Consider the following 21,893-nt stretch of genomic DNA (forward strand, 5'->3'; position numbering starts at 1 on the left):
GTTAGCGTATAGGTCAAAGTTTCTTTATATGTAGGACTGTGTCCGTAAAGCGCGCCGTAGCCCCAATCCTGGAACGCCCAACCCGCACCATATTGATTGTTGGTTTCCAGCCATCCAGTTTTCTCACACTTGTTATAGCTGTTGCACCCCACAAAGGAAACACCCTTGTTGGTGACGGCGCGGTTGAACGTAATTGCTAGCCCGTCGGGTCCACCGATCTGAGATTTGCCGCGTGGACACTCGGAAAAGGGTGCATTCTTCCAATTGTATCGAGCATACGCATAAATCTTTGTCCCAGATTTTACAATCTGGGGGCGAGAAATATTTATGTCACCTGCACTCGACGAAGGCTTGGTAACACGGCACCCGAGCTTGGCCGGTTCAGCTACCCCAAGAAGAAAATCGCTGGGTTTTACTGTCACTGGGATTGTCGCCAGAGTTTCTGCCGGCTCCGAAAGGCCCAGCTCATTCATCTTGGCTGACGTTAGCTGATCGAGAGTTACCAACAATGACACTTCACTGCGGAATGCTTCCTCTTCAGCACTCGTACGGTCGTCTGCACTGAAAGGTACAATCACCCCGTTTGATAAAGTGATCGTCTTCGGTGACGGATTGTCTTTCAGAAGAGACGCAGATTCGGCTGCTGGAATAGGCGAAGCGCTCTTGACATCGCTTAGGTTTAGATCCGTATCTTGTGATGCGTAAGAAGGCATCGCAGCCATGGTGGAGGCCCACCCTCTTTACTTGGTCCTGACATCCATGCCAGGGGTCGCCGTCAAGACCGCCGCGGTCATCATCGCCGAGACCTCCGGCAAGCCCTTCACCAGTGCAGTGGCGCTGGCCTCCTACGCCGGGCTTGCGCCAACCACGCGCCAGTCGGGCACCTCGATCAAGTCCGAACGCGTCAGCCATTCAGGCAACAAACGACTGAAACGAGCGCTGTTCCTTTCGGCGTTTGCTTCCATCCGTTTTGATCCGACCAGCCGAGAATACTAAGACCGGAAACGGGCTCAGGGTAAACGCCATAACCAAGCGCTCATCGCACTGGCCCACCGACGGCTCACAGTCCTGTTTGCCATGATCCGAGACGGCTCACTTTATGATGTTCCGGAGCTGAAAATTGCTTGACACAGAACATAGGGGCACCCCCAGCCGAATTAGACCATGACCAAGAAGGACCTTAGAAGGAAATCGGCTGTCTGGTTAACTGCCGCGAAGCCTGGATATGCCACAGTGGCGATGACGCTGAACAAGAAGTAAACGTCGCTTGCTCGTGATTGTTCATCGCTGGTTTTGGACCGTTGAAGTGTGGCCACTCTGGTCCACAGAACGTCAAGCTAAGCCTGTTCAGTGCTTGCAGATGCAAATGGCTAGGTGCCCAATAGGGCACCTAGCCATTATGCAGGGTTCCCGCACGGATGAGAGAGGTGAAACGCTCAATCCGAACAGTGCGTGGTGTCGCCATGAGACTGAACCACGCATGAATCTAGGCTAAACCACCAGCTGTATGCTTACTTGCACACCACGCCCTGAAGATTTCTGGTTTTTCATTAAGCCAGTTACCGGTGGACCAGTTCTCACGCGCTGAGCCGGTAGGCCGGAAGATACTCACCGCGCATGGTGCTGCGCCCTTGTCGCTTCCAAATTGAGTCAGATGGCATACCGCGATGAACGAGTACTTTGCGCTTTCGTGTGCTGCTCGTAGTTGATCTGTGGGGCATCATGGGCGACTTGCAGAGAGTTGATTGTTTCCTGTGTTTCAAGGGCTGTGTGAACCCGATGTCCCGAACTTTGGCAACAATTCCCCGCTGGTGGTCCTGAACATGCGAGCATTCCCCGTCCAGGATAGTCGTGGACGTTAGACACGGACTAGGTTATGCCATGAGGTGCCCGTCCCGCTGAGCACCCTGGCTCCTCGCAAGCTCGTCTCCAGGGTGTGTCGGGCGTCCGCTGGCGCGGCCGGCTGTTGGCCCGGACTTCGTCCGGTCTTTTCCTGTTTTTTGCTGCTGTCCTTCGGAGTGTACGGGCCATCTCCAAACCCACAAGCCACTCGCTGCGCTTCGGGCGTGCTCCACCAGAAATTCTTGGTCCGCGCTCCTTCGTCGCTTCTTTCGGCCCAAGATTTTCGTGGATTGCGCACCCCTGACGGGTTGATGGGTTTTCCGGCTGGCCCCGCTTCATTGCATTTCGCCAGCAGGCAAAAAACAACCGGGGGAGGGCTCGTGTAGGTGGCTGGCAACCTGCCCCTCTTTCCGTGAAGCGAAAGGAAGCAAAAACCTATGCAGACCACGACCAAGGACACCCGTGAAACCGTAACCGTCCCAGCGACTGTCGAGCGTGACATGTACGGCGAAGGGTATGACTGGATGGAATCGCTGGCCGGCACCGGATGGCACGAAGTGCCAGGATGGGGCCGCGAGGGATGGGACCTGGGATCCTGGCCTTACATCATCTTCGCCGCAGCCAAAACAGAAGACGAAACCGGCCAACTGTTCGGATACACCACGTACGTGGAAGGCGACGTGACCGCCCGCTGGTACCGCAGCTGCGAAGCCCGCAACCTGGCCATCAGCAAGGAAGCCTTCTGGTACTGGGCCAGCGGACAAGCGGACGGACCAGAAGCGCTGGAAGGGATGAACCCGCAAGAGTTCAAACAGGTCGACGGATTGTGTGAACCGTACATCCCGGACTTCGGGAACTAACCTAACGCTTTGGCCCTGAACGCTCACGCGTTCAGGGCCAAAGTTCTGTCACGGTCATTCTGCCAATGGCGATGTGCTGTATGTTCAGCCGCTCGATTGAGGATGTTTTTCTAGCGCATCCGCACCGAGGCTGCTTCGTTGCATGGCTTGCGCAGGAGCCCGCCTGAGGACAAGCCCGTTCGCGCGCCGAGATCCGCAATTCGTAGCCAATACTCGAACCGGACACATAAGCTCAAACCCGCTGCATGGGGAGATGCGGCACAGCGCTCAGCATTCGGCCTTAAACATTTGCCGCAACTCCGGAAGCTTGCCCCTCGGCAGTCGACGCTGTGTCCTGGGCAGTCTCTTCGTTTTGTTCTTCGACCACTTTGGGTTCCTTCGCTGGAGTCGCCGGCGGCAGGAAGCTCTTCAACTCCGAACCGCTGAGCCCCAGACGCTCACCGATCGACTTCTTAGACTCACCCGTACCCACCATCTGCTCCACCACCGACGCTGCAGCAACTCGCGCCTTATCTTTTTTAGCCTCCGCAGTCGCTTGCAGCTCGGCGATCTTCTTCGCGGCATCCTCATCGATCAGTTCGATCTCTTCCTCATGGATGAAGAACTTCGCCGCCAACTCGATCAACTGCTCATTGCGACGCGTGATCTCCTCAGCCTTCGCACGCGCCTTCTCCCGGGCGGCCACCGCTGCAGCAGACTTCCGTGGCTTACTCATCAAAACACTTCATTCCTTCACCAACTCGAAAACAAAATTTTGCGAGGGGACACCCCTCGCGCACCCCGCCCCAAAAAACGCGTTAACGGGCTTCGCTGACGCTCAGGCTCTGTCCTGCCCGATGTTTCCCACCTGTGGACGGCTTTGAGATCAGCTGCCATCTCCACCCGCCCACACGTGGAAAACATCGGGCCACGGTTTTACACAAGAGACTTGCCCTGGGCACAGCTGCGACCCTATCAAACCCACCTTGGACGCACCTGCACACAGCGAAGATCGCAGGTGCAAAACCGCACCAAAAACATCCTTCTTTTGATGGCCAGATCTCTTTGCCCGCCTCTGCACTATTTCTTCTTCGTTCCTCAAAGGATGCAGAGCCGACCAACTTCATGGATCGGTAGCAGCCCTCCGGTCAGTGCCATCGCCGACACGCAAGAGCCTTGACCCGCCAGTTTCCACTCGTACCTCATTCGGACGTCTCAAGATCTCTCACGCATCGTCGAAGTCCTCCGGCCCTATTTTCTCCCGATCCATCAAGACTAGATCTGTCACACCTCTTGCATCCTCGATAACTTTGGCCGGAATTGCTAGAATCGAACGTGTGATGACCCTGCATAAGCTCAGTGCAGGGGACGGCTATCTCTACTACACCCGTGAAGTTGCTTCCGCTGATGAGCTGCGCTCACCGGATCGGAAGCTCGGGGATTACTACACCGTCACCGGCCACCCGCCCGGCATCTGGGGAGGACGGGGTGCTAAGAACCTCGGCGTGCATGGTGAAGTCACCGAAGAGCAAATGGAGCTGCTCTACGGGCTAGGACAACACCCATTAGCCGGCCAGATAGATCCGGTGTCGGGGGAGAAGATCCACGCGCAGCTGGGCCAACGCTACAAGCGTTTCGACCAGTTCGACGGCGAACTGGCTAAGAAGATCAACACCGCCCTGGGCGATTTCACCAGGCTCAAGCACCGCGAACCGACCGCTGATGAACGACGTGTCCTGCGCGCCAAGGCCGGTGGCGAGCACTTCTACAAGCTGCACGGCCGCAAGCCGAAGACTAAGGAAGAACTAAGCCAATTCATCTCCCGGCAAACCCATAAGGGATCGAACGCCGTGGCCGGGTATGACATGGTGTTCTCCCCGTCCAAGAGCATCTCCTACCTTTGGGGAGTCAGCGACCGCAAGGTCCAGGAAGTCATTGAGAAAGCCCATCACGAGGCCATCGAAGACGCCATGAAGTACTTGGAAAACAATGCGGTCTTCACCCGCCGCGGCAAGAACGGGATCCGCTCAGAAGACGTGGACGGCGGACTGATCTACACCTCCTTCCGGCATTACGACTCCCGTGACGGGGATCCGCAGCTGCATGACCATATCGTTGTGTCCAACAAAGTACTGGGGATGGATGGCAAGTGGAGTGCCATCGACGGGACCGTCCTGCACAAGTACGCGGTGTCTGCTTCGGAGCATTACAACGCAAGGGTCATGCAGAACATCTGCCGCGACCTCGGCCTGGCCACCACTCAACGCACGGTGGACGGCAAGCGCCCGATCACCGAAATCGGCGGCATCCCCCTGGCCAGCATCGAGGCTGCCTCCTCGCGCCGGAGCAACATCAAAGCCCAGCTGAAGAATCTCGTGGACGAGTTCGAGGACAGGCATGGAAGGGCTCCGAGCCCGAAGCAGCTGATTAAGCTCTCCCAGCAAGCCACTTTGGAAACCCGTGCGGAAAAGAAGAAAGGCCTCTCCCTTTCAGAGCTCACCGGGCACTGGCAAGACAAATTCTCCACCGTTCCCGGCGCCTTGGTGGGGGATGAATTGTTCGCGGCCGCCCGTGAATACTCAGCCAGCCAGGAACCTGTTTATACACCGATTCAGCAACTGCCAGAAGAGCAGATCCGTGAGTTGGCGCAGTCCACCATCACTCGCCTGGAGCAGTCGCGGGCGACATGGAATCAGGCGCACGTGGAGGCAGAAGTGCGCCGCCAACTCACCAACCAGTACCAAGCTCAACCTGTATCTGATGCGGTCATCGCACAAGTCCGGGCCACCGCGATTGACTCCTTGAGCTTGAAAGTGACCCCTGAGCTGCCCGTGCCAGCACCGGTAGCGGGAGCAGTGGTGGCGGTGCACAAGTACCAGAAACCCCACGCCGCCCTCTATACCTCAGAGACGGTGCTGGAAGCCGAATACAAGGTCCTGCAAGCCGCGCGCACCGACGTCATTCCCGCGGTCACGGCCGACCATTTCCAGAACGTACTCGACAGCTTCGAAGGCCGGTTGAATGAAGCTCAGGTGGCGTTGGCCCGCGAATTCTCCTGCAGCACCAAACTCCTCGTGGCAGGCATTGGACCGGCAGGCACCGGCAAAACCACCTCCATGAAACTGGCCGTCAACGCCATGAAGCAAGCCGATCACCACGTGATCGCCGTGGCACCTTCCGCCAAAGCCGCGACGTTGTTGGGCCATGAAGTCGGGGTGGAAGCGATGACCGTCGAACGGCTCCTGGCTAGCGAGGACAAGCTATCGCCAGGGGATGTGGTGATCATCGACGAAGCCGGCATGATCGGCACCACCCAATTCCTGGCCCTGATCGAACAAGCCAAAGAACACGGTGCCCTGGTCCGCGCCATTGGCGATGACAAGCAGCTCGCTGCCGTCGGTTCTGGCGGGATCCTGCGTCTGCTCAACCACGAAGAACAGCTCACCCACCTCGAAGAAATCCACCGGTTCCGGAACCCCGATGGCACACCGAACCTCGGCGAAGCCGCCGCGTCCTTGGCTCTGCGTGAAGCACCCGCAGTCGGCAAGGACGACCCGTGGGCGTACTACCGCAGTGAAGGAAAGATCAAAGCCGGCACCACCGGTGACATGGCAGACCAAGTGTTCGCCGCCTGGCAAAAAGACACCAACGAACAACGCACCTCCCTGATGCTGGCCGGCACCAACGAACAGGTCGCTGCCCTGAACCAGAAGGCTCAAGCCTACCGGCTGGGCAACAACGAACTGGATCCAACCCAGAAGATCACCGGCCGGAACGACACAGAGATCTATGTTGGCGATGTCATCCTGACCAAGAACAACGACCGCCGCCTCAGCGTCCACCAGGGCAAGGACTTCGTGAAGAACAACGACTCCTGGATAGTCGAAGGCATCGAATCAGGGCACCTGCTCGCCCGCCACCAACAACACCACGGCCTAGCTGTCATCCCCGCCGATTATGTTGCCGGAAGCGTCATCCTCGGGTATGCAGATACCGTGCATAGTGCCCAGGGCGCCACCGTAGACACCGCCCACGCACTGCTGACCAAAAGCACTGACCGTGCCGGCGCGTATGTGGCGACCAGCCGCGGCAAATACGACAACCGCATCTATGTGGGCCTGGCCGGCGGGGACCGAGCCGACACGGTCCTGAACGGTATTGCCGAGCGTACCGACCTGAACCTCACCGCCCACGAAACCGTCACCCGCGAATTCGAGCAGGCCCGAGACATCAACAGCCTCGGAATGATCTATCGGGACTTGGTAGACCAAGCCCAGAGCGCCAAGTACGAGCAGATCCTGCGCACCACCCTCAGTACCCCGATTGCCCAGCCAATCCTTGAAGACCCGGCCTGGGGCGCAGTTTCCCGGCATCTGGAACGGGCCGAAGAGGCTGGGGTGAAGCTGGAAACCCTCATCGAGGACGCCTATTCACAGCACGACTTCACCGAAGCAGACAGCATCGCCGCGATCCTGGCCTGGCGCATGGACACCTTGCTCGAGAACCGCGAAGCTACTCTCACTACAGCCGAACGCCCCCTGCGCGAGGTGAACCAAGACCACCTGCTCGCATTGAAGGAACGCGCATTGGACCGCTCCGAAGCTGCCGGCTCCTCGTCCCGCAAGAGCGCGGTCGAGCTTGCTGAAGCTGAAAAGATCTCACCGCTGACCCGCCGGCTGTACGGCCACCTGGGCGACGAAGAACTAGCGGCCCGGATCAAGCACACCGATAACGAACTGATCCGCCAGATCCCCTCAGACGTGGACAACAACGAAGCGTACCTTTCCTGGTCGCTGGGCAAGCTGCGCCACGAGCAGCAGCTGCGTCAGGACATGCCAGAACCACTGGCCCAGGCAGAGATCCGGGGCCGTGAGCATCGGACACTGGCCGGAACCAGCGGCACCGTCCTGCGGCGCATCAGTACCGAGCTGAAGCTGCGCGAACTGGAACAAACCCCGTTCGAGCAGCCCCGCGAACCCAACCGGTTGGGTGAATGGTTCGCCCCCCGCACACAACTGGCTGATCCGCGCCTGCCAGCAGCCTGGAAGGAACAGATCGAAGCGTACCGTCCTGTGGTTGATGCCGAGCACCAGAGGCTCGGAGCAGAACTCGCCCAAAACCCGCCAGCATGGCTTGAAGACCTGGGTCCAGTACCGGGGCGGGCTGACCGGGCGGAAGAGTGGCGCCGGCTGGCAGCTGAGATCGCCACCTACCGCCGCACCTACAACATCCCTAACTCAGAACCAACCCTGCTGCCCACACAGCATCTGAAGGACAACCCGGTGGCCCAACACCTGCGCAACCGTGCCGCCGAGCTTCATAAGCATTCAGAGCTGACCACGCGCAAGCCAATGCCCGACGACGCCAAGGAACAACTAACACAGCAGAAGGCCGATGAAGCGGGAACAGCCGTGCATCAGTCGGATGCGGCGGCGAAGATCGCGGCGTTACGCCAACGAGCCCAAACCCGTAATGAGACCACCCCGCAGGAGAAGGAGAACGCCATGAGTACTAGCGAAAACCATGCAGGCCAGGAAAGGTCGGGGGCTGCTGAGACGAATGAGTTGCTGGCCCGCCTGCGCAAGACACAAGAGGCGCAGCAGCAGGCAGCTGATCAGCAGCGCAAGCTCAAGGACGATGAAGCGCAGCGTCGCGGACCATCCGGACCGACCCTGAGATAAGGGGTTTGAACTACGTATCGTGTTGAATGCACGCTTGGGTTAATGACGTGGTCTAACATCCTGCCCCTCGCAAGACAGAAGGAAATCGGACATTGAGCAATAAGCAGCATGCTGACAATGGCAGTTGTTTGCAGAGGAGATGGGGCATGCGGATCAGCGGTGGGTGATGGTGCGTCACAGGGAAGACCATGTCTATATCATCGTCTTATCAGGATGGCCTAGGTCCGCTATGGCATGCCAAGAACGATCTCCGGGTAACTCAAAAAGCCTGCGCCAGTGTGGAAAAGGCTTATGGGCTGGAGACTGCGCCGCGACTTCGAAAACAAATGAAACAGCTGGAGCTGGTGGAGCGCGAGAACGTCTGGTTAGAAACACAGTTGGCTGCCGTGCAACGTGCGCAAAAGGAACGAGAGGCTCAGAACGTGGCAGCGAGAGCAGTGCGCCTCGCGAAAGGGCGTGCCTTCAGTTTCCCGACCCTGCCGACTACTCGAAACCCTGCTAGCCACCTCGGAAAATTGCGACGCCATATGTACCGGTGCAAGCTATACGTCCAAAGGACGGTGGCTATGAAAGATAGCGGTAAGTGCTCTCTTTCATAGCCACCGGGCACTTAAATACGGTGCTTATCGTGATCTAGCCAAGGAACAAAACGACCTTTGTTGCCAGCTGCGATGAGATAGGTGAAACACAAAATTGCGCCGAGCTGAAGAAGACCTATCCATAGTCCGTTGGTCTGGAAGGTAGCAGGAAGCTGCGAAAGGCCCAAGAGAGCAAGGACGAGATAAAAGTAGTCGCTAAGAATAGCCTTCGGCTTACGTTTATTTTGCGACGTTGGGTTAGCTTCAGTAGCCATTGGGAACTTCTTTCCGGATTAGGAGAAACAGTTTTGCTTGATGTCGTTAATACCAATAAGCTCGGCGAACAGGCCACCAGCTACAGCTACAGCTGCATTTCGCTTTGCGGTTGCGCCCTTTTTGCTGTGGTACGCACGCCATATAATATTCACGCCTTTTTTGACGGATCCGAACCGCTTGACTAACTTATATCCAACTTTTGCAGCAGCTCCCCAAGGCATTAGGTTGGCACCCACTGTAGCAACACAAACAGTCCAACCCCAGACCGTATTGGGATCTGCTACGACAGGAAACGCCGTGTGCTCGTCAAACTCTACAGTTTGAGTCAAAATACCATTTGACAAGCTAAAACTAGTTTCTAGCTGCTTCCCGTTAGCGTCATAAGCCCATGGCTCGGATATGCCTCCAACATACTCTCCCTCATCATTGATGAAGCTTACTGAGCCATCTTTTTCTAGCTGACTCACAGAGCCGGATGGGGCCTCAAAAGGAAAATTATAGGTGTGGGAAGCTTCAGCAGATTCAATTGAAATCAGCGTCTGAGAACCGTTCGGTGTCTCAAAACTTGAAATCGAAGCCTCCTTCGTTTCTGTCGTCAGAGCAGGCTCGGTGGCATGTGCAATTAGAGTTTCTGGTACTCCCGATAGATCTGGCGTTGCCAGCTCTGCGGGCTTTCCTGGCAATGTAAGGCTCATGGAAGCGTTGCCATCAGTTACTTCGATAGAAGACTGGTCAACGATGAGTTTCTCGGAGGAATAATTTTCTAGGTCGAGTGGTGCTGGTTCCGCAGCAGAAGCTATATTCATGCCAAAGAGAGTTAGGGAAAGACAGATTCCGCTAATGCCTAATAGCTTTGTGCCTCGAATGAAAGTTAGATTTGCCCGCATAGTTCTCCGAAAATCGATATTTGACCCCTGTTGAACCCTGGATATGGTTCCTAACGTTACTGATCTTATTTGAAGAATATCAAAAAGTCAGGTCATTGGACTAAAGGATTCCAAAATTTTTGTAGGTGTCCGGCTCTACTCTGAAACTGGGCGGTCGTGAACCATTCCAGATTCCGGCCGGCACGCAGGCGCTGAAACGCACCATCAACTGCAGTGTCATGGATGTATCTGGAGAGCTGGTTGCGACGCTGAGAATCTCGGGTGTCCTGGGCGCAGTGGTTTTGAAAGCACCGCCTATCGAGAGGACTTCAAGGACCGTGAGCGTCACCTGGAAGATACAGCTTTGTTATCAACGTTGTTGGGGGACCCATTGGCGCTGGTGCCACGGCTTCAAAGGTCTGACCGCTCACGAATCATCACTTTGTATAACCAGATCTCTGACCCGCGCCAACCAGCGTGGGCACGGCTTGATAATGAACTCCGATTCGAAGGCCAATATGCCATAGAGATCTTGGCGAGCAATCCCCAGAACTTCGATCTGGATGATGTGCTGGGCTCAGCGTTCTAGGATTCCGCACGTTGGCTGCTCAGCGGTTCCGATAGCTCCGGCGAAGTTCACTCCGTTCGATTTCAACGGAATACTTGACCGAGCGACATTTCGTGGCTCATCCTGATGCGCTTCGGTGACTAAATCTGCAAGTTATAGGCAAGGAGATTCGCGGATCAAGCCGCCGCAAACTAGCGACGGATATGACTTGTTAATCGAGAGCAATTGCCGAAGCTACGGTGTTATGGGCCGCAGCTTGACTAGGTGAGCGTGAGCTCAAGATGGAAAAGTCGCACGGTACTGAACTGAGGCATGTGGTCAAACGCCCCAGAGTCAATAGGGGAACGAGATTCTTGGATTGAGCTTAGCATGGGCAGGTTACTGTGAAATGTAACCGTACGGTGCCATAATGATTGTATGGAGTACGTATCAATGATGTCCTCTGAGCTGGGGACGCGGATCAAAGCGCAACGCAAAGCATTGGGCATGACACAGGGCGAGCTGGCTGCTTCGGCAGGTGTTTCCCGCAAATTCATCAGCGAGCTGGAATCAGGAAAAGACTCAGCCTCACTGGGGTTGACGTTGAAAGTGCTGCACGAGCTCGGATTCGAAGAGCCAGCACTCCGAAAAGTCCCTGATCGTGGCGAAGAGATCTCCGGCATTTTTCGCCGGTCTCTTGCAGCGAAAGATTATGAGTACGCTCTGAGGTTGGTCGGAGAATACGCTGCCGAATCACTCCAAGAAGGGCGGCCGCTCTTGCGGCAGCGCCCTGCGATTGATGATGCGCAGTATTTGGTGACTCTTGCAGCACTGACACGCTGGGTCGCTTCGAAGACCGATAGCATCACGCCTGCTTGGGCACGGAAAACCGCTGCGTCTGCTGAACCTGTGTTCCTCTCGGAAAAAATCTATCCCGTCGGAGACCGGATGAAGCAACTCATCCGATCCGAAACCCCAAAGGAACTTCGTGAAATGAACGTATGGATGCGCGAACGAAGCTTGGCCACCGCATGAACGGGGATGGATTTACCAGAGACAAGATCGTTGAGTTCCTTAGCGAACTTGAGCGCCGATTGGCTGAACGCGGCGTAGCCCTCGATATTCAGATCGTCGGAGGCGCCGCACTATTGCTACACGGACTGTTGGACCGAGTGACCGAGGATATCGACGCCAAATATCAAAGCACTGCTGTCGTCGATGAGGTTGTTGACGCCATGGCCGAAGACTACAACCTGCCGAAAAAATGGTTGAATTCGCGTGCGGCAGCATTCCTGCCGGACAACGTTCGCTGGATGGCCTACCCGGAGGGCTTGTCTTCCGCTGTGAAGCTTGCTGATTTGCCGACGCTGGCAGCGATGAAAGTTGCGGCAGAGCGCGATAAGGACATCATCGATTTAGGCTATCTGGTCAATGCGATGGGCATTACTGATCCTGCAGAGCTCGTTGATCTGGCATACGAGAAGTATGGAGAGGACTCCATTCCCCTGTCGCAGGGCCGCTTGAACTATGAGATTGTCGCGGAGGAAGCGATAGCGGCAGCCCGACGATTCAAGCAGCAAAATCGAGAAGACGACGCATAATCATCGTAGAAGAGCTAAAGAAATTTTCTTCCACTGTTAACCTAAGAAACCCACGGAATCCGTGGGTTTCTTCGACGTATAAGAGCAAGAATCCTTGTCCCTTTGCTATTAGTACAAGTTTACACCTGGGGCATATGGTCCCGCGCGGTCGCAATGCAATGGCCAAAGGGCCAGACGGCGTTCTCAGCCGAAACGAGAAGCTTTGAAAATCTCATTCGGAGGTCTCTTGTGGAATGGAATCGGCTTGGGCATCGGGTAGAGGATATTTTTGCATGGCCCATTGGTCGAATTCATCCGTGAATGCCTCGGGAACTGGATCCGTCCGTTCCGGCGCGCGGTGTTCGCGCCGGCAGCCGGCCATGCCGCCCTTATCCACTGGTGCGTTGATGATGTCGAGTACGTCGGGTAGGTAGCGCAGGTTCCAATACACCAGATCGCTATTCGGAGTCTCGGACCCGTAGTTCGCGGCCGTCCACGACGTATATAACCCGACCACGTGAGCTACGACGTTCGGGTGGAGGAACCAGCAAGCTGGGATCATGTTCGTGCTTTGCCCCGCACCGTAGGTCTCGTTCATCCAAGGCAGCCACTGATTGATCTTAGTCAGCAGCTCACTGATCTGTGTCGGGTTAGCCGCATAGAGATTCCACGGTGAAATATCCTGTTCGGGCCCTATGCTGGTGAGCCGTTCCAGCTGGTTCGTGAGTTCCACAAGAACTGTTTCTTGTGCGGCGAGGCCTTGCTCGACCTTTTCTTGACGTTCGATCATCGGCTCAACCAGCGGAACGATCAGCTCGACGAGGTCATCGTGGGTTTGTGGTTCGCTCATCGGGCACCGCCAAGGGTTTCTGCCGACTGATTACCGTCATGGGTTTGGGTGGGTTCGTGGAAGATCTTTCCGCACCTGCGCAACGTTTGGTCTTTCATGTCTTTCAAGTCCTTATGGTCTTTGCGCTGCCACACCATCTCGGTATGCACCACATGCGGCGGCAGGTTCCGATACACGGCGGTGGCTTGCCCGAACCGCAGGTGCTTGAGCTCCTCAGCACGCACGACCGCCTTTTCCTCCGTGCTTTGGGTCATCGAGCCTCCGGTCTTGCTCGAGGAGTGGCTGATACGCGGGGTGTCTCGTACGCCCATGTCATTCGCGTAGGTTTTCAAGTCTTCGCTGTTGATGCCGGGGAAGATCAGCTTCAACGAGGCGTTGGATTCAATGGTCTTGGCTTCTTCCTTGCCCCAGCGTGCTTCGTTCTGGATGAAGGATTGGCTGATGCCGATCACTTGGATGCCTCGGCCTCCGGTGTCGGTGATCAGCTCGCCCATGTTGCTGAACGCCGCCACATTCGGTGCCTCATCGAGGACCATGCGGAATACGGGCCAGAGCCGTCCGGAGGCGAACTGGCTGGATTTGCGGCGTGCCGCCCGATAGACCTGGTCCGCGAACATCGTGCTCAAGGTCCCCAACGGAGAGTTCTCCCCGTCGACCACGATGTGCAAGGTGTTCGCTCCTTCAAGGAACGTGTTGATGTCGAAGGCTTCTTCCTTCCGGAAGCGGAATTGCGAGAGCACCCGTTCGGTGACCAGCGGTTCGGCGAGGGAGATGAGAGTGGCTTTGATGGAGTCTTCGGTTTCGCCGGCCCGCGATTCGGTGCGTTCGCGCAGGGGCTGGATGAAGGCCCGGGATTTGTGGTGGTCTTCAAGGATGGTGATGGGTTCGGGGTTGTGGGAGTCGAAGATCCACATGAGCAGGTCATCCATGGTGCGGTCTTCCAATGCTGCGGCGTGCAGGAGGCGGCCGAGGACGGTGCCGGCTTTGGCGCTGAACCAGGAACCATTCTTGGTGCCTTCCATCGGGGCAGCGTTAGCCCATGCCTTGCCGCGCTCTAAGGCTTCGTCTTCGTCTTCGCACCCGTAGATTGGGGTCCAGTTCACGGTGTTGGGCCAGCCGGTGATGTTTTCCCAGTCGCATACAAACACTTGCCCTTGTTTTTCCCGGGCGGTAGCAGTCCACGCGACCACATCAGGTTTAGTTGAGGTAGTCAAAACAGGGCCGGGGGCGTTCAGGACCATGGGGATGACGATGCTGGAGGTTTTACCGCCGCGGGCCGGGGCATAGACCCAGAGACTGTCTTCCAGCTGGATATACAGCGGTACTTTTTTGGATGCGTTGGTGTAAACAGCCAGTGCAATGAACGCTTCGGCGGTCTTCTTCGTAACCTGCTGCCCGTAGATCTGGCGTGCTTTATGCCAGGCGGCGGTGAAGCCCATCATCGAGGTGATCGCCGCACCTTGCGGATTGAACGTGGTGGTGTTTTTGCGCGGGCTGATCCACAGTTCGGCGACCAGCACGTAACCCACAATGAGCACGACAATGATGCCGCCGAGGATGAGCCAGGAAGCGGCCGGCCAGGAAAGATCCCCGTCCAGGCCTGCCTCGAGCAGATCCAACGGATTCCACGACACGTGTGAGCCTGTCGGGGTGATTTTCTCGCCCCAGTTCAACGCTGCCAGCACGATCCCGGCAAGCACCGCGATGATCAGGAACGTGGTGAAGCTACTTTCACGCTGTGGGGAGGCCATGGTCCTGCTCCTTTTCACTCGTCGTCCGCGCTACCAACGCTTTGTCGGTGTCGGTGAGGATTGTTTCCACGTCGCTGCGCAGATGCTTCACCTCGAATGGGGCTTCGTTGCCGATCTTCATCAGGCAGGTGCCGGTGGCCAGGTTCAGGATCGTGGGGTAGCTGGAGGCTGGAAGGTCGAACATGTCCACTGCTGCCCTCGCGTCCGGTGCTTTTTTCTGCTGGTAGACCAGCACGGTGTCGCATTCTTTGATGATCGCTTCCGCGTCGGTGCCGGCGGGGATGTCGGAGACGTGGTGGAAGAAGAACCAATTAGACAAGCCAATAGCGCGGGAGACTTTCTGGTTGCGGCGGATCACCTTGGCGACCGAGGTCTGGACCAGGTGCCAGGCTTCCTCGACGACGAAGTGGGTCTGGCGGCGGTTCTTGGCTTTGAACAGGCGGTTGGTCATCCACGTGTTGATCACCGTCATCACAATCGCCAGGGCGGGGCCGTTTTCCGGCAGCTGGGAGACGTCGAAGACGGTGAGCCCATCTTTGAGTTTCACATCAGGTGTGGTTTCGTTGTCGATCATTCCCGCCAGGTCTTCTTCAACGAAGCGTTCAAGCTCGAAGGCGACATCGTACCCCCATTCGCGCAAGGTGGCTTTGTCGATTTCCAAGTGGGTGGAGTCTTCTTCGGCCGGGTCGATCATCCGGTTGATGACCAGCCGGATCGTGGGGGTAGCGCCCTGTATGGCGGCGTCTTTCAGGGCGCGGCGGTGTGCTGTGCGCAGGGCTTTGCCTTCGCGGGGGCTGATCGGCCGGCCCAGGACTTCTTCGGCAACCGCACGCAGCAGCATGGACTGGCTGGGCGGGGTTTCGCCGGTGGTGCTGTCTTCTTCGGTTTCAGCGGAAATGGAAGGGTCAAAAATGTTGATGCAGGATCCTCCGCCGCCGATCTTGAACGTGACAGGTTCCCCGCCCTGGTACCGGCATAGTTCGGCGTATTCGCCTTCTTCCGGGTTGGAGTCGCTGGGTTTCTTGTCGATGACGATGACGTTGCGTCCGATGATCATGGGGCGCAGGCATCCCCATGTTTTCCCGGCGGAGCTTTTGGCGGAGCCGATGTCGCCGATGACGACGACGTTGGCGTTGTTCACGGTGTGGGGGTAGGCGAAGATTGGGTCGTGCATGACGCCCCACCCTGATTCCAGATCAATGCCGAACAACAGCCCTTTATAAGAGGTGGGGGACCAAGGGACGGCGAGGTTGCTGACTTCAGCCTGCCGGGTGGTGGAGATTGCGCCTTCCGGGGCTGGGTCATAGAGTCCGTAGCGTGAGCCTTTGCGTGTTTGGCGTCCGGCATCCCAGGTGATGTCCGGGCGCTGCTCTGCCCGTGGCGCCGAGACAGATTCGGTAGGCAGATGTGTCTTCTTTACGGCGGTTTTGATGGTTTTCTTAGGTGCTCTAGTGAAGATGCTGATCATGTGCGGATTCCTCTTCCCATAGGCAGCACGGCCATGAGGGCCATGTCGTGGCGGTTATCGAGCCAGTACAGCCGGTCGATGCCGCAATCGGTGGCGACGGATTCAATCTGGGTGGAGACCTGCAAAAGTTTTTCTTCTGAATCCACGGTGAAGCTGACGTAGGCTCCCCATTTCACGCCGTGGTGACCGCTGCCGGGCGTCAGGTCCACTGCGCGCTGATCGGAGGAGTTGGACATGACCTGTTCGGTGCCATCCGAAATCTTGCCTTTGGACGCGTCCGAGTGGCGTTTGGCTTTGTCGCTGGTGCGGTCCGACATGGCTTGGGCGCGCGCTTCTTTGGCATCAACGACTTCGTTCACCCAGGACACCGAGTGGATAACTGCCGGGACAATCCCCGAGACGAGCTGGCGCATGGCTTGGACTGGCAGGGCGGATCCGGCCATGAACCCATCCCTGGGGATGTAGGCCACACGGGTGTAGGCGTGGTTGTTGACCACGACCGCCTTGGAGGTCTGTTCCTGGTCGAGTTTCTGCCAGACCGCCTCTAATCCCACGTCGGTGTCATCGATGGCGTACGTGTAGGGGTCTTGCAGGTGGGCGAGGATCCCGGCGGCCATCTGCGAATCCACAGCCCTGTACCCGCGGATGGCTTTATGCGCGACGGCTTGCGCCATGAGCGCTTGGGCTTCTTGGACGATTGCCGCGTGCACAGCCATAGGCCCTGGCTGCTGGGCGTTGGCGGCCCGCTGCAAGGCGGTGCGGTTATCGAACCGCAGCACCCAGTAGCTGCGGTGCTGCTCGGCCCGGTCTTCGACCTGCAAGCACAACTCCTGGTAGGAGCGCACCAGGTTTCCGTGGGCGTTGGGGTCCACATAGTCGGCGAGCCAGGACACGTGGTCGGTGATGTCCAGGGGGATGGAGCGGGTGAAACTCTGGATATGGGACACCGCACTGGTGCGCCGCGCCGCCCGGGCCAACACACGTCCAAAACCCACATGGGGGATGTCTTCCACGTCTTCTTCCACCACTCCGCCGGCGCTGCCGCGGACCTCGAAGATCACGGTATAGAAGGCCGGATCTGAATTGGCGTGGCGGAAGACGGCGAGGCGTTCGCGGGCGTTGAAATCAACTTCTTTCACGCTCAACCGTCCCACCATCAACGGGGCCGGCTGAACGTGCTCTTTGCGGCGTTCGGCGCGGCGCACTGCGAACCCGCGGGGCCGGACCGCTTTCTTCTTGTTCTTCTTCGCTGCCCGGTATTCCTGAACGCTGGCCAACGCAGTCTGTTCATGGACGGGGTCATAGACACCCAGCCCGGCGTGCTTGCGGTATGCCCGGTAGGCGGTCTCGGTTTTCAGCGCGGCGTAGCTGCGTCCCCCATGGATGTTCATGGGAACGGTGATCACCACGCTGAGCACAGCGATGACGAGGCCGGCGAAGAGGAAGAAGAACTGGTCCATGCCCATCAAAACCACGCACGCGGCGATCCCCAGGCCGGTCCAGAGGACGACCTGTTCGGGGGTGGAGCGGCCTGAGAGCAGTCCGCGTTTTTTGAACTCGCCGCCGAGGGCTACCTGACGTGCCATGAGTGATCACCGATCCTTGAAGGAGTCCCACGAGTCTGGGTCTGCGTCGTTTGCGGCCATTCGTGCTTGAGCTGCAGCGTTGGTCGCGGCGTATTTGGTTCCGGCCAGCAGGCCGACCGCGCCGGCGGTCAGGGGGCTGAAGGCTGCTGTTGACGCCACAGAGGCCACTTTTTTCGCCCGGCCGGACGGCGGGTTCTTCCGGCCCTGCCCAGAAGAGGAGGAAGGTACATTTGGCCCGCTCGAGGCAGGCGCAGAGCTGTTCTGGTCGGTGGGACCTTGCCGTGCTGGGTCAGTGCCGCCGGCCCGGGCTGAGGGAGCTGGGCCAGCTTGCTCGCCGTTATGATTCGGGGATGCTGGAGGTACAGGGTTCTGGCCTTGCTGCGGGGTGTTCGCCGCAGCTGATGTGGGTGCATCGGCCTGGTTTTGGTTGGAGCGTTCGTGTGCGCCATGGGTTTTCTGCGGTGAACCGGTGCCCGGATTTTGGGCAGCAGTGTTGCTGCCACCGCCTGGGGAACCGCCAGGCCCTGGACCGCTAGATCCGGCAGAGCCGCCTTCTGCACCGCCCGAACTGCCTGGGCCGCTTGAACCATCTGAATTTTGTGCGCTGCGGCTTGTGGCGGAGCCGCGCCGGTTGGAGATCGCCCGGCGCACCGATCCGGCACCGCTGCCGATCGCGCCGCCTACGGCGCCGCCGACACCGGCAGAAATCTCCGGTGAGATCCCGCCGAATTTCGCTTCGCGGCTTTCGAGCACTGGCATCCACCGGAAGATCGCTGCGGGGGACAGGACGATCATCAGCATGATCGCGGCTGTTGCCCCCAGGTTGCCGACGTTCACCAGCACGTCATCGACCCCGTCTTTGAAGGCTGGCTGCGAGGCGAGGATGCCGAAGACCGCGCCCAGCACGAGGAAGGCGAAGGTTTTCAGCAAGGCCATGGTGCCGATGGTCGTGGCGATTTTCATGACGTAGCGACGTGTTTTGGGTGAAAGCAGCATGCCGATGAGCAGCGCAATGGCCAGTCCCATGAGCTGCTGGAAGATCGGGATCAGGAGGAAATACACCAGCAGTGCCAGTGCTCCGACGAAGAGCAGTCCGAAGAACAGGATGGCGGCCAACGGGCCGAACCAGCTGGTGGATTCCAGGGAGCCGAACCGGGAGATGACGGTGATGAAGTTGCTGATTGATTCGGCTGCCCAGTCGCTGGTTCCATCGGTGAGCGGGGCGACGCGTTGCTGCAGTTCATTCATGACCCACGGGCCGTAGATGACCATGAACAACGCTGCGGGCAGGTAGTAGAGCAGGGATTTGCTGAAATCGTCGTCGCTCATTTCCCCGTTGCTGTGTTGTTTGAAGAGGAACATGATCATTAATCCGAGGCCGACGACGCCCAGCCCGGCGTAGAGTGCCCAGCGGTCTTTGAATTCTTGGGCAGACGCGTCGAATTCGGTGGTTGAGGAGATCTCCTCGAGCACTTTGGAAGTCATGGCGATGGATTCAGATTTGCTGCTGTTGGCTAGTTCGTCCAGGTTCGATTTGGGATCTGCCACGAATTCGATGGTGTTGTCGATGGCGTCGGTGACGTTCAAAATCGAGCGACCGAGTTCGCTTTGCTCGAGGTATCCCCGGATCTTCTGTCCGCTCCAAGACTTAAATTGGGAGTTGATTCTCTCTTCAAGACAATGCTGTTGGCCTTGACCGCTGGCTTTGGTCTCCTTGAGAGCTTCGCAAAAGTCCATTTTTTCGCCTTCACCCAAGACGAGGGTTTGGGCCGTGGGATACATCTGATGCAAAGCGTCACGAGTCTGCTCTTCACAGTTACGCTTCTGGAAAGAAAAGACGCTCTCCATCTTTGTGTAATAGGTGAACTCGCCGCATTTATCTTTGGCGATCCCGGAGAGAACCTCGTCGAGGAGTTTGGTCTTCTCCTCGTCCGGCATCTTTTCAAAGCGCTTCATCTGGTCCTGAGTGAGTGTTTCTTCCACCTTCTTGGTGTCCTCATCAGCATGGACTGGCGACGGGGAAGCGACAAGTAAGAACGTGGAAAGGAATGCGATCACTGCCAGTGAGGAAAGAATGCTGCGAAGCTTTGTCACTGGGCCAGCTCCATCCATCCATCCCGGCTTAGTGGGTTGCCGTCTGAATCGGTGAACAGATCACCAAGGATTTCGCGCGCTGAGGAGGGTTCTTTCTTGCCTTGCGTGTAGAGAAGCTGAGTTTCTGGCCGGTAGGTGGCATTTTCGCCGCTGAGATCAAGTTTCCAGTCGTCGTTTTCCCACACCAGCAGTTGCTCAGTAACGCGAATTTCCACGGCTGCAGGAACGGTACGCCCATCAATTTTGTAAGAACTTTTTTCGATGCGCTGCGCCACTGCGACGGATGCTGTTTTCCCTGTTTCGCAGCTGACAACTTTGAAGATAGGCGGGTCAAAAAGTGTTTTTGTGGAGGTGACTCCATCGTTGTTTAGGGAGTGCAGCGCCTCAATATACTCTGCGCCATCCTCATTATCGGCAATGATGGTGTTCAAGGTCGCTTCACGCTGTTCCCAATCACCGGTGCCGTAGGACTCGGCCGGGACATAGTTGATGGCTGCGCGTACTGCGTCGTCGCACGAGGCGGTGTATCCGATGCGGGTGTGGCCATCTTGTGCGGTCTTGGTTCCGCCTTCGTTGGCGCGGAACGGGGAGACCGGGAACCCGTTGTCGCTGATCCGGGTGGGTTCAGAAGGAGCAGTGGGTGTAGCCGCCGAAGTGTTGTCTTTCGTGGTCGATGAGATGAAGTAGCTGGCGACAGCAACCAGCACGATCGCTATGATGACTACGGCTGCGATGATCAGGCTCCGGCGGCTTGTCATTAGAGCATCCCCGCCACTTTGAGTACGGCACCGATGAGGACGCCAAAGGCCGCCACCGCGATGACCGCCACGCCGCGGCGTTTGAGCTCGTCAGTGTGTTCGCCCATCTCCTCGTAATGGCCCTGTTTTCTGGCTCCGGAGAATTTCACGAAGCTGGTCAGAAGCTTCACTGATACATAGATCAGCACCAGTCCCCAGATGACGCCGAGGATCACGGTCAGCGCATTGTCGAACCCTGAGCCAAGCGGTGCAATGTCTGGGGATACCCCGTCGAAAGGGTTCTTGACCTCTGCTGTTACTCGCAAGGTGGGGGTGAAGGGTTCCATGGTTAGTTCTCTTTCTTGTTTCGTTTGGTGGATTCTGCTCGGACGGCTGCGTGGTGCATGCCTTCGCTGACGGCGGCAGCAACTTTTTCAAAAGCTCGAACGGACTCATCTGTGGCCAGTTGCCAGTCGATCAGCCCGTTGGTGTCCAGTGCTGGTTCGTAGGGGACGGGAAGGAAAGTAGCTTCTTCGCCCAGAGCTTGCTCGAGCATGGTGCGCAGTTCTTTACGTCGTTCCGGGGCCACTGAGCGGCGGTGGGAACCGGGGGAGATGACGAGGACCGCGTGGCGGCACAGTGCAGCATAGTGGTCGTTGCCAGAGAGCTGTGACATGGCTTGGAGCTGTTCGATGGTTCGGAGCACGGAGACGACGGACTTGTCGTTCATTTCCACGGGGAAGACCAGCTGGTCGGATCTTTCAATGCCGGCCAGCCAGTTCTCGGCGCGTGTGTTGTTGCCGGTGTCCAGGACGATGACGTTCCAGAAACGCTGGACTACTTCGAGCAGTTCGTTGAGGGTTTCGCGGGTGAGCATTTGCATCCGGTCAGGATCTTCATCTGAGGCGAGGACTGCGAAACGGTTGTCCCCCTGGGGTCGGGTGAAGTATTGGACATCGCCGCTGCGGGTGTGTTCATTTTTGAGTTCTTCGAGTGCATCCAAGAGGTCGATGATGGTCAGTTTTGATCCGTTGGAACGGGTGCGTACCCCGAGGGTGCCCATGGTTTCGTTGTTGTCCATCGCTAAGACCGCATGGTCCGAGGTGTTGCCGATGGTGGAGGCCAATGCCACGCTGATCGAGGTTTTACCTGACCCACCGGCCGGCTGGGCGACAGTGACGGTGACCGGACGCGGGTA

16 protein-coding genes and 1 pseudogene are annotated in these 21,893 nt (G+C 57.6%); 5 read left to right on the forward strand and 12 right to left on the reverse strand.

Going from position 1 to position 21,893, the window contains the following annotated elements:
* A partial coding sequence (locus tag ACT3TP_RS17130; protein WP_444621142.1) for a hypothetical protein occupies window positions 1-722 on the reverse strand: 722 nt, incomplete at its 3' end.
* Between ACT3TP_RS17130 and ACT3TP_RS17135 the strand changes: the two are divergent.
* Window positions 712-1,128 (forward strand): annotated as a pseudogene (locus tag ACT3TP_RS17135) (transposase); the annotation flags it as partial. The gene ACT3TP_RS17130 and the pseudogene ACT3TP_RS17135 overlap by 11 nt on opposite strands.
* A 1,151-nt stretch (window positions 1,129-2,279) precedes the next feature.
* Complete coding sequence (locus ACT3TP_RS17140; protein WP_441686498.1) at window positions 2,280-2,702, forward strand: hypothetical protein; 423 nt, start codon at window positions 2,280-2,282, stop codon at window positions 2,700-2,702.
* A 280-nt stretch (window positions 2,703-2,982) separates the two neighbouring features.
* Here the strand turns inward: ACT3TP_RS17140 and ACT3TP_RS17145 are convergent, their stop codons facing one another.
* Window positions 2,983-3,417 carry a hypothetical protein gene (locus ACT3TP_RS17145; protein ID WP_133833151.1) on the reverse strand — a complete coding sequence of 145 codons (435 nt, stop codon included), beginning with the start codon at window positions 3,415-3,417 and terminating at the stop codon, window positions 2,983-2,985.
* Between the two features lie 604 nt (window positions 3,418-4,021).
* Here ACT3TP_RS17145 and mobF point away from each other — a divergent pair.
* Window positions 4,022-8,362 (forward strand): MobF family relaxase, encoded by a 4,341-nt coding sequence (gene mobF, locus ACT3TP_RS17150; RefSeq protein ID WP_444621153.1) that lies wholly within the window; start codon window positions 4,022-4,024, stop codon window positions 8,360-8,362.
* A 610-nt stretch (window positions 8,363-8,972) separates the two neighbouring features.
* On the opposite strand, the gene ACT3TP_RS17155 is transcribed toward mobF, so the two are convergent.
* Both ACT3TP_RS17155 and ACT3TP_RS17160 read right to left on the reverse strand, forming a co-directional pair.
* On the reverse strand, window positions 8,973-9,215 hold the full coding sequence (locus ACT3TP_RS17155; protein ID WP_013350258.1) for a hypothetical protein: 243 nt from the start codon (window positions 9,213-9,215) through the stop codon (window positions 8,973-8,975).
* An 18-nt stretch (window positions 9,216-9,233) separates the two neighbouring features.
* Window positions 9,234-10,022 (reverse strand): hypothetical protein, encoded by a 789-nt coding sequence (locus tag ACT3TP_RS17160; RefSeq protein WP_013350257.1) that lies wholly within the window; start codon window positions 10,020-10,022, stop codon window positions 9,234-9,236.
* Between the two features lie 1,045 nt (window positions 10,023-11,067).
* Here ACT3TP_RS17160 and ACT3TP_RS17165 point away from each other — a divergent pair.
* Window positions 11,068-11,664, forward strand: coding sequence for a helix-turn-helix transcriptional regulator (locus tag ACT3TP_RS17165; protein ID WP_049862673.1), 597 nt, complete (start codon window positions 11,068-11,070; stop codon window positions 11,662-11,664).
* Entirely contained in the window at window positions 11,631-12,230 is a 600-nt protein-coding gene (locus ACT3TP_RS17170; protein WP_441691503.1) for a DUF6036 family nucleotidyltransferase, read from the forward strand. Before ACT3TP_RS17165 ends, ACT3TP_RS17170 begins: the two co-directional genes overlap by 34 nt.
* Window positions 12,231-12,441: 211 nt before the next feature.
* Here the strand turns inward: ACT3TP_RS17170 and ACT3TP_RS17175 are convergent, their stop codons facing one another.
* The 8 genes from ACT3TP_RS17175 to ACT3TP_RS17210 form a co-directional block, all read right to left on the reverse strand.
* Window positions 12,442-13,059, reverse strand: a complete 618-nt coding sequence (locus tag ACT3TP_RS17175; protein ID WP_444621144.1) for a DUF4913 domain-containing protein — start codon at window positions 13,057-13,059, stop codon at window positions 12,442-12,444.
* Window positions 13,056-14,810, reverse strand: coding sequence for a type IV secretory system conjugative DNA transfer family protein (locus ACT3TP_RS17180; RefSeq protein WP_444621145.1), 1,755 nt, complete (start codon window positions 14,808-14,810; stop codon window positions 13,056-13,058). The genes ACT3TP_RS17175 and ACT3TP_RS17180 overlap by 4 nt, the downstream gene beginning before the upstream one ends.
* Window positions 14,791-16,278, reverse strand: a complete 1,488-nt coding sequence (locus tag ACT3TP_RS17185) for an ATP/GTP-binding protein (protein ID WP_444621146.1) — start codon at window positions 16,276-16,278, stop codon at window positions 14,791-14,793. Before ACT3TP_RS17185 ends, ACT3TP_RS17180 begins: the two co-directional genes overlap by 20 nt.
* Window positions 16,275-17,864, reverse strand: coding sequence for a hypothetical protein (locus tag ACT3TP_RS17190; RefSeq protein ID WP_444621147.1), 1,590 nt, complete (start codon window positions 17,862-17,864; stop codon window positions 16,275-16,277). The genes ACT3TP_RS17185 and ACT3TP_RS17190 overlap by 4 nt, the downstream gene beginning before the upstream one ends.
* A gap of 6 nt (window positions 17,865-17,870) precedes the next feature.
* Window positions 17,871-19,958, reverse strand: a complete 2,088-nt coding sequence (locus ACT3TP_RS17195; RefSeq protein WP_444621148.1) for a hypothetical protein — start codon at window positions 19,956-19,958, stop codon at window positions 17,871-17,873.
* Window positions 19,955-20,716 (reverse strand): hypothetical protein, encoded by a 762-nt coding sequence (locus ACT3TP_RS17200; RefSeq protein ID WP_444621150.1) that lies wholly within the window; start codon window positions 20,714-20,716, stop codon window positions 19,955-19,957. Before ACT3TP_RS17200 ends, ACT3TP_RS17195 begins: the two co-directional genes overlap by 4 nt.
* Window positions 20,716-21,042 carry a hypothetical protein gene (locus ACT3TP_RS17205; RefSeq protein WP_444621151.1) on the reverse strand — a complete coding sequence of 109 codons (327 nt, stop codon included), beginning with the start codon at window positions 21,040-21,042 and terminating at the stop codon, window positions 20,716-20,718. The genes ACT3TP_RS17200 and ACT3TP_RS17205 overlap by 1 nt, the downstream gene beginning before the upstream one ends.
* A gap of 2 nt (window positions 21,043-21,044) precedes the next feature.
* Window positions 21,045-21,893 (reverse strand): MinD/ParA family ATP-binding protein (locus ACT3TP_RS17210; protein WP_444621152.1); only part of this gene is annotated, 849 nt, incomplete at its 5' end.

This window comes from Glutamicibacter sp. AOP38-B1-38, from assembly GCF_052377485.1.
In the GTDB taxonomy this organism is placed as follows: domain Bacteria; phylum Actinomycetota; class Actinomycetes; order Actinomycetales; family Micrococcaceae; genus Glutamicibacter.

Excerpts from the sequence above, each read along its gene's own strand:
- ACT3TP_RS17140 (WP_441686498.1), top strand. The coding sequence starts at position 2,280 with ATGCAGACCACGACCAAGGACACCCGTGAAACCGTAACCGTCCCAGCG.
- mobF (WP_444621153.1), top strand. The coding sequence starts at position 4,022 with ATGACCCTGCATAAGCTCAGTGCAGGGGACGGCTATCTCTACTACACC.
- ACT3TP_RS17165 (WP_049862673.1), top strand. The coding sequence starts at position 11,068 with ATGGAGTACGTATCAATGATGTCCTCTGAGCTGGGGACGCGGATCAAA.
- ACT3TP_RS17160 (WP_013350257.1), bottom strand. The coding sequence starts at position 10,022 with ATGAATATAGCTTCTGCTGCGGAACCAGCACCACTCGACCTAGAAAAT.
- ACT3TP_RS17190 (WP_444621147.1), bottom strand. The coding sequence starts at position 17,864 with ATGGCACGTCAGGTAGCCCTCGGCGGCGAGTTCAAAAAACGCGGACTG.
- ACT3TP_RS17155 (WP_013350258.1), bottom strand. The coding sequence starts at position 9,215 with ATGGCTACTGAAGCTAACCCAACGTCGCAAAATAAACGTAAGCCGAAG.
- ACT3TP_RS17180 (WP_444621145.1), bottom strand. The coding sequence starts at position 14,810 with ATGGCCTCCCCACAGCGTGAAAGTAGCTTCACCACGTTCCTGATCATC.
- ACT3TP_RS17170 (WP_441691503.1), top strand. The coding sequence starts at position 11,631 with ATGGATGCGCGAACGAAGCTTGGCCACCGCATGAACGGGGATGGATTT.
- ACT3TP_RS17200 (WP_444621150.1), bottom strand. The coding sequence starts at position 20,716 with ATGACAAGCCGCCGGAGCCTGATCATCGCAGCCGTAGTCATCATAGCG.
- ACT3TP_RS17185 (WP_444621146.1), bottom strand. The coding sequence starts at position 16,278 with ATGATCAGCATCTTCACTAGAGCACCTAAGAAAACCATCAAAACCGCC.
- ACT3TP_RS17205 (WP_444621151.1), bottom strand. The coding sequence starts at position 21,042 with ATGGAACCCTTCACCCCCACCTTGCGAGTAACAGCAGAGGTCAAGAAC.
- ACT3TP_RS17145 (WP_133833151.1), bottom strand. The coding sequence starts at position 3,417 with ATGAGTAAGCCACGGAAGTCTGCTGCAGCGGTGGCCGCCCGGGAGAAG.
- ACT3TP_RS17175 (WP_444621144.1), bottom strand. The coding sequence starts at position 13,059 with ATGAGCGAACCACAAACCCACGATGACCTCGTCGAGCTGATCGTTCCG.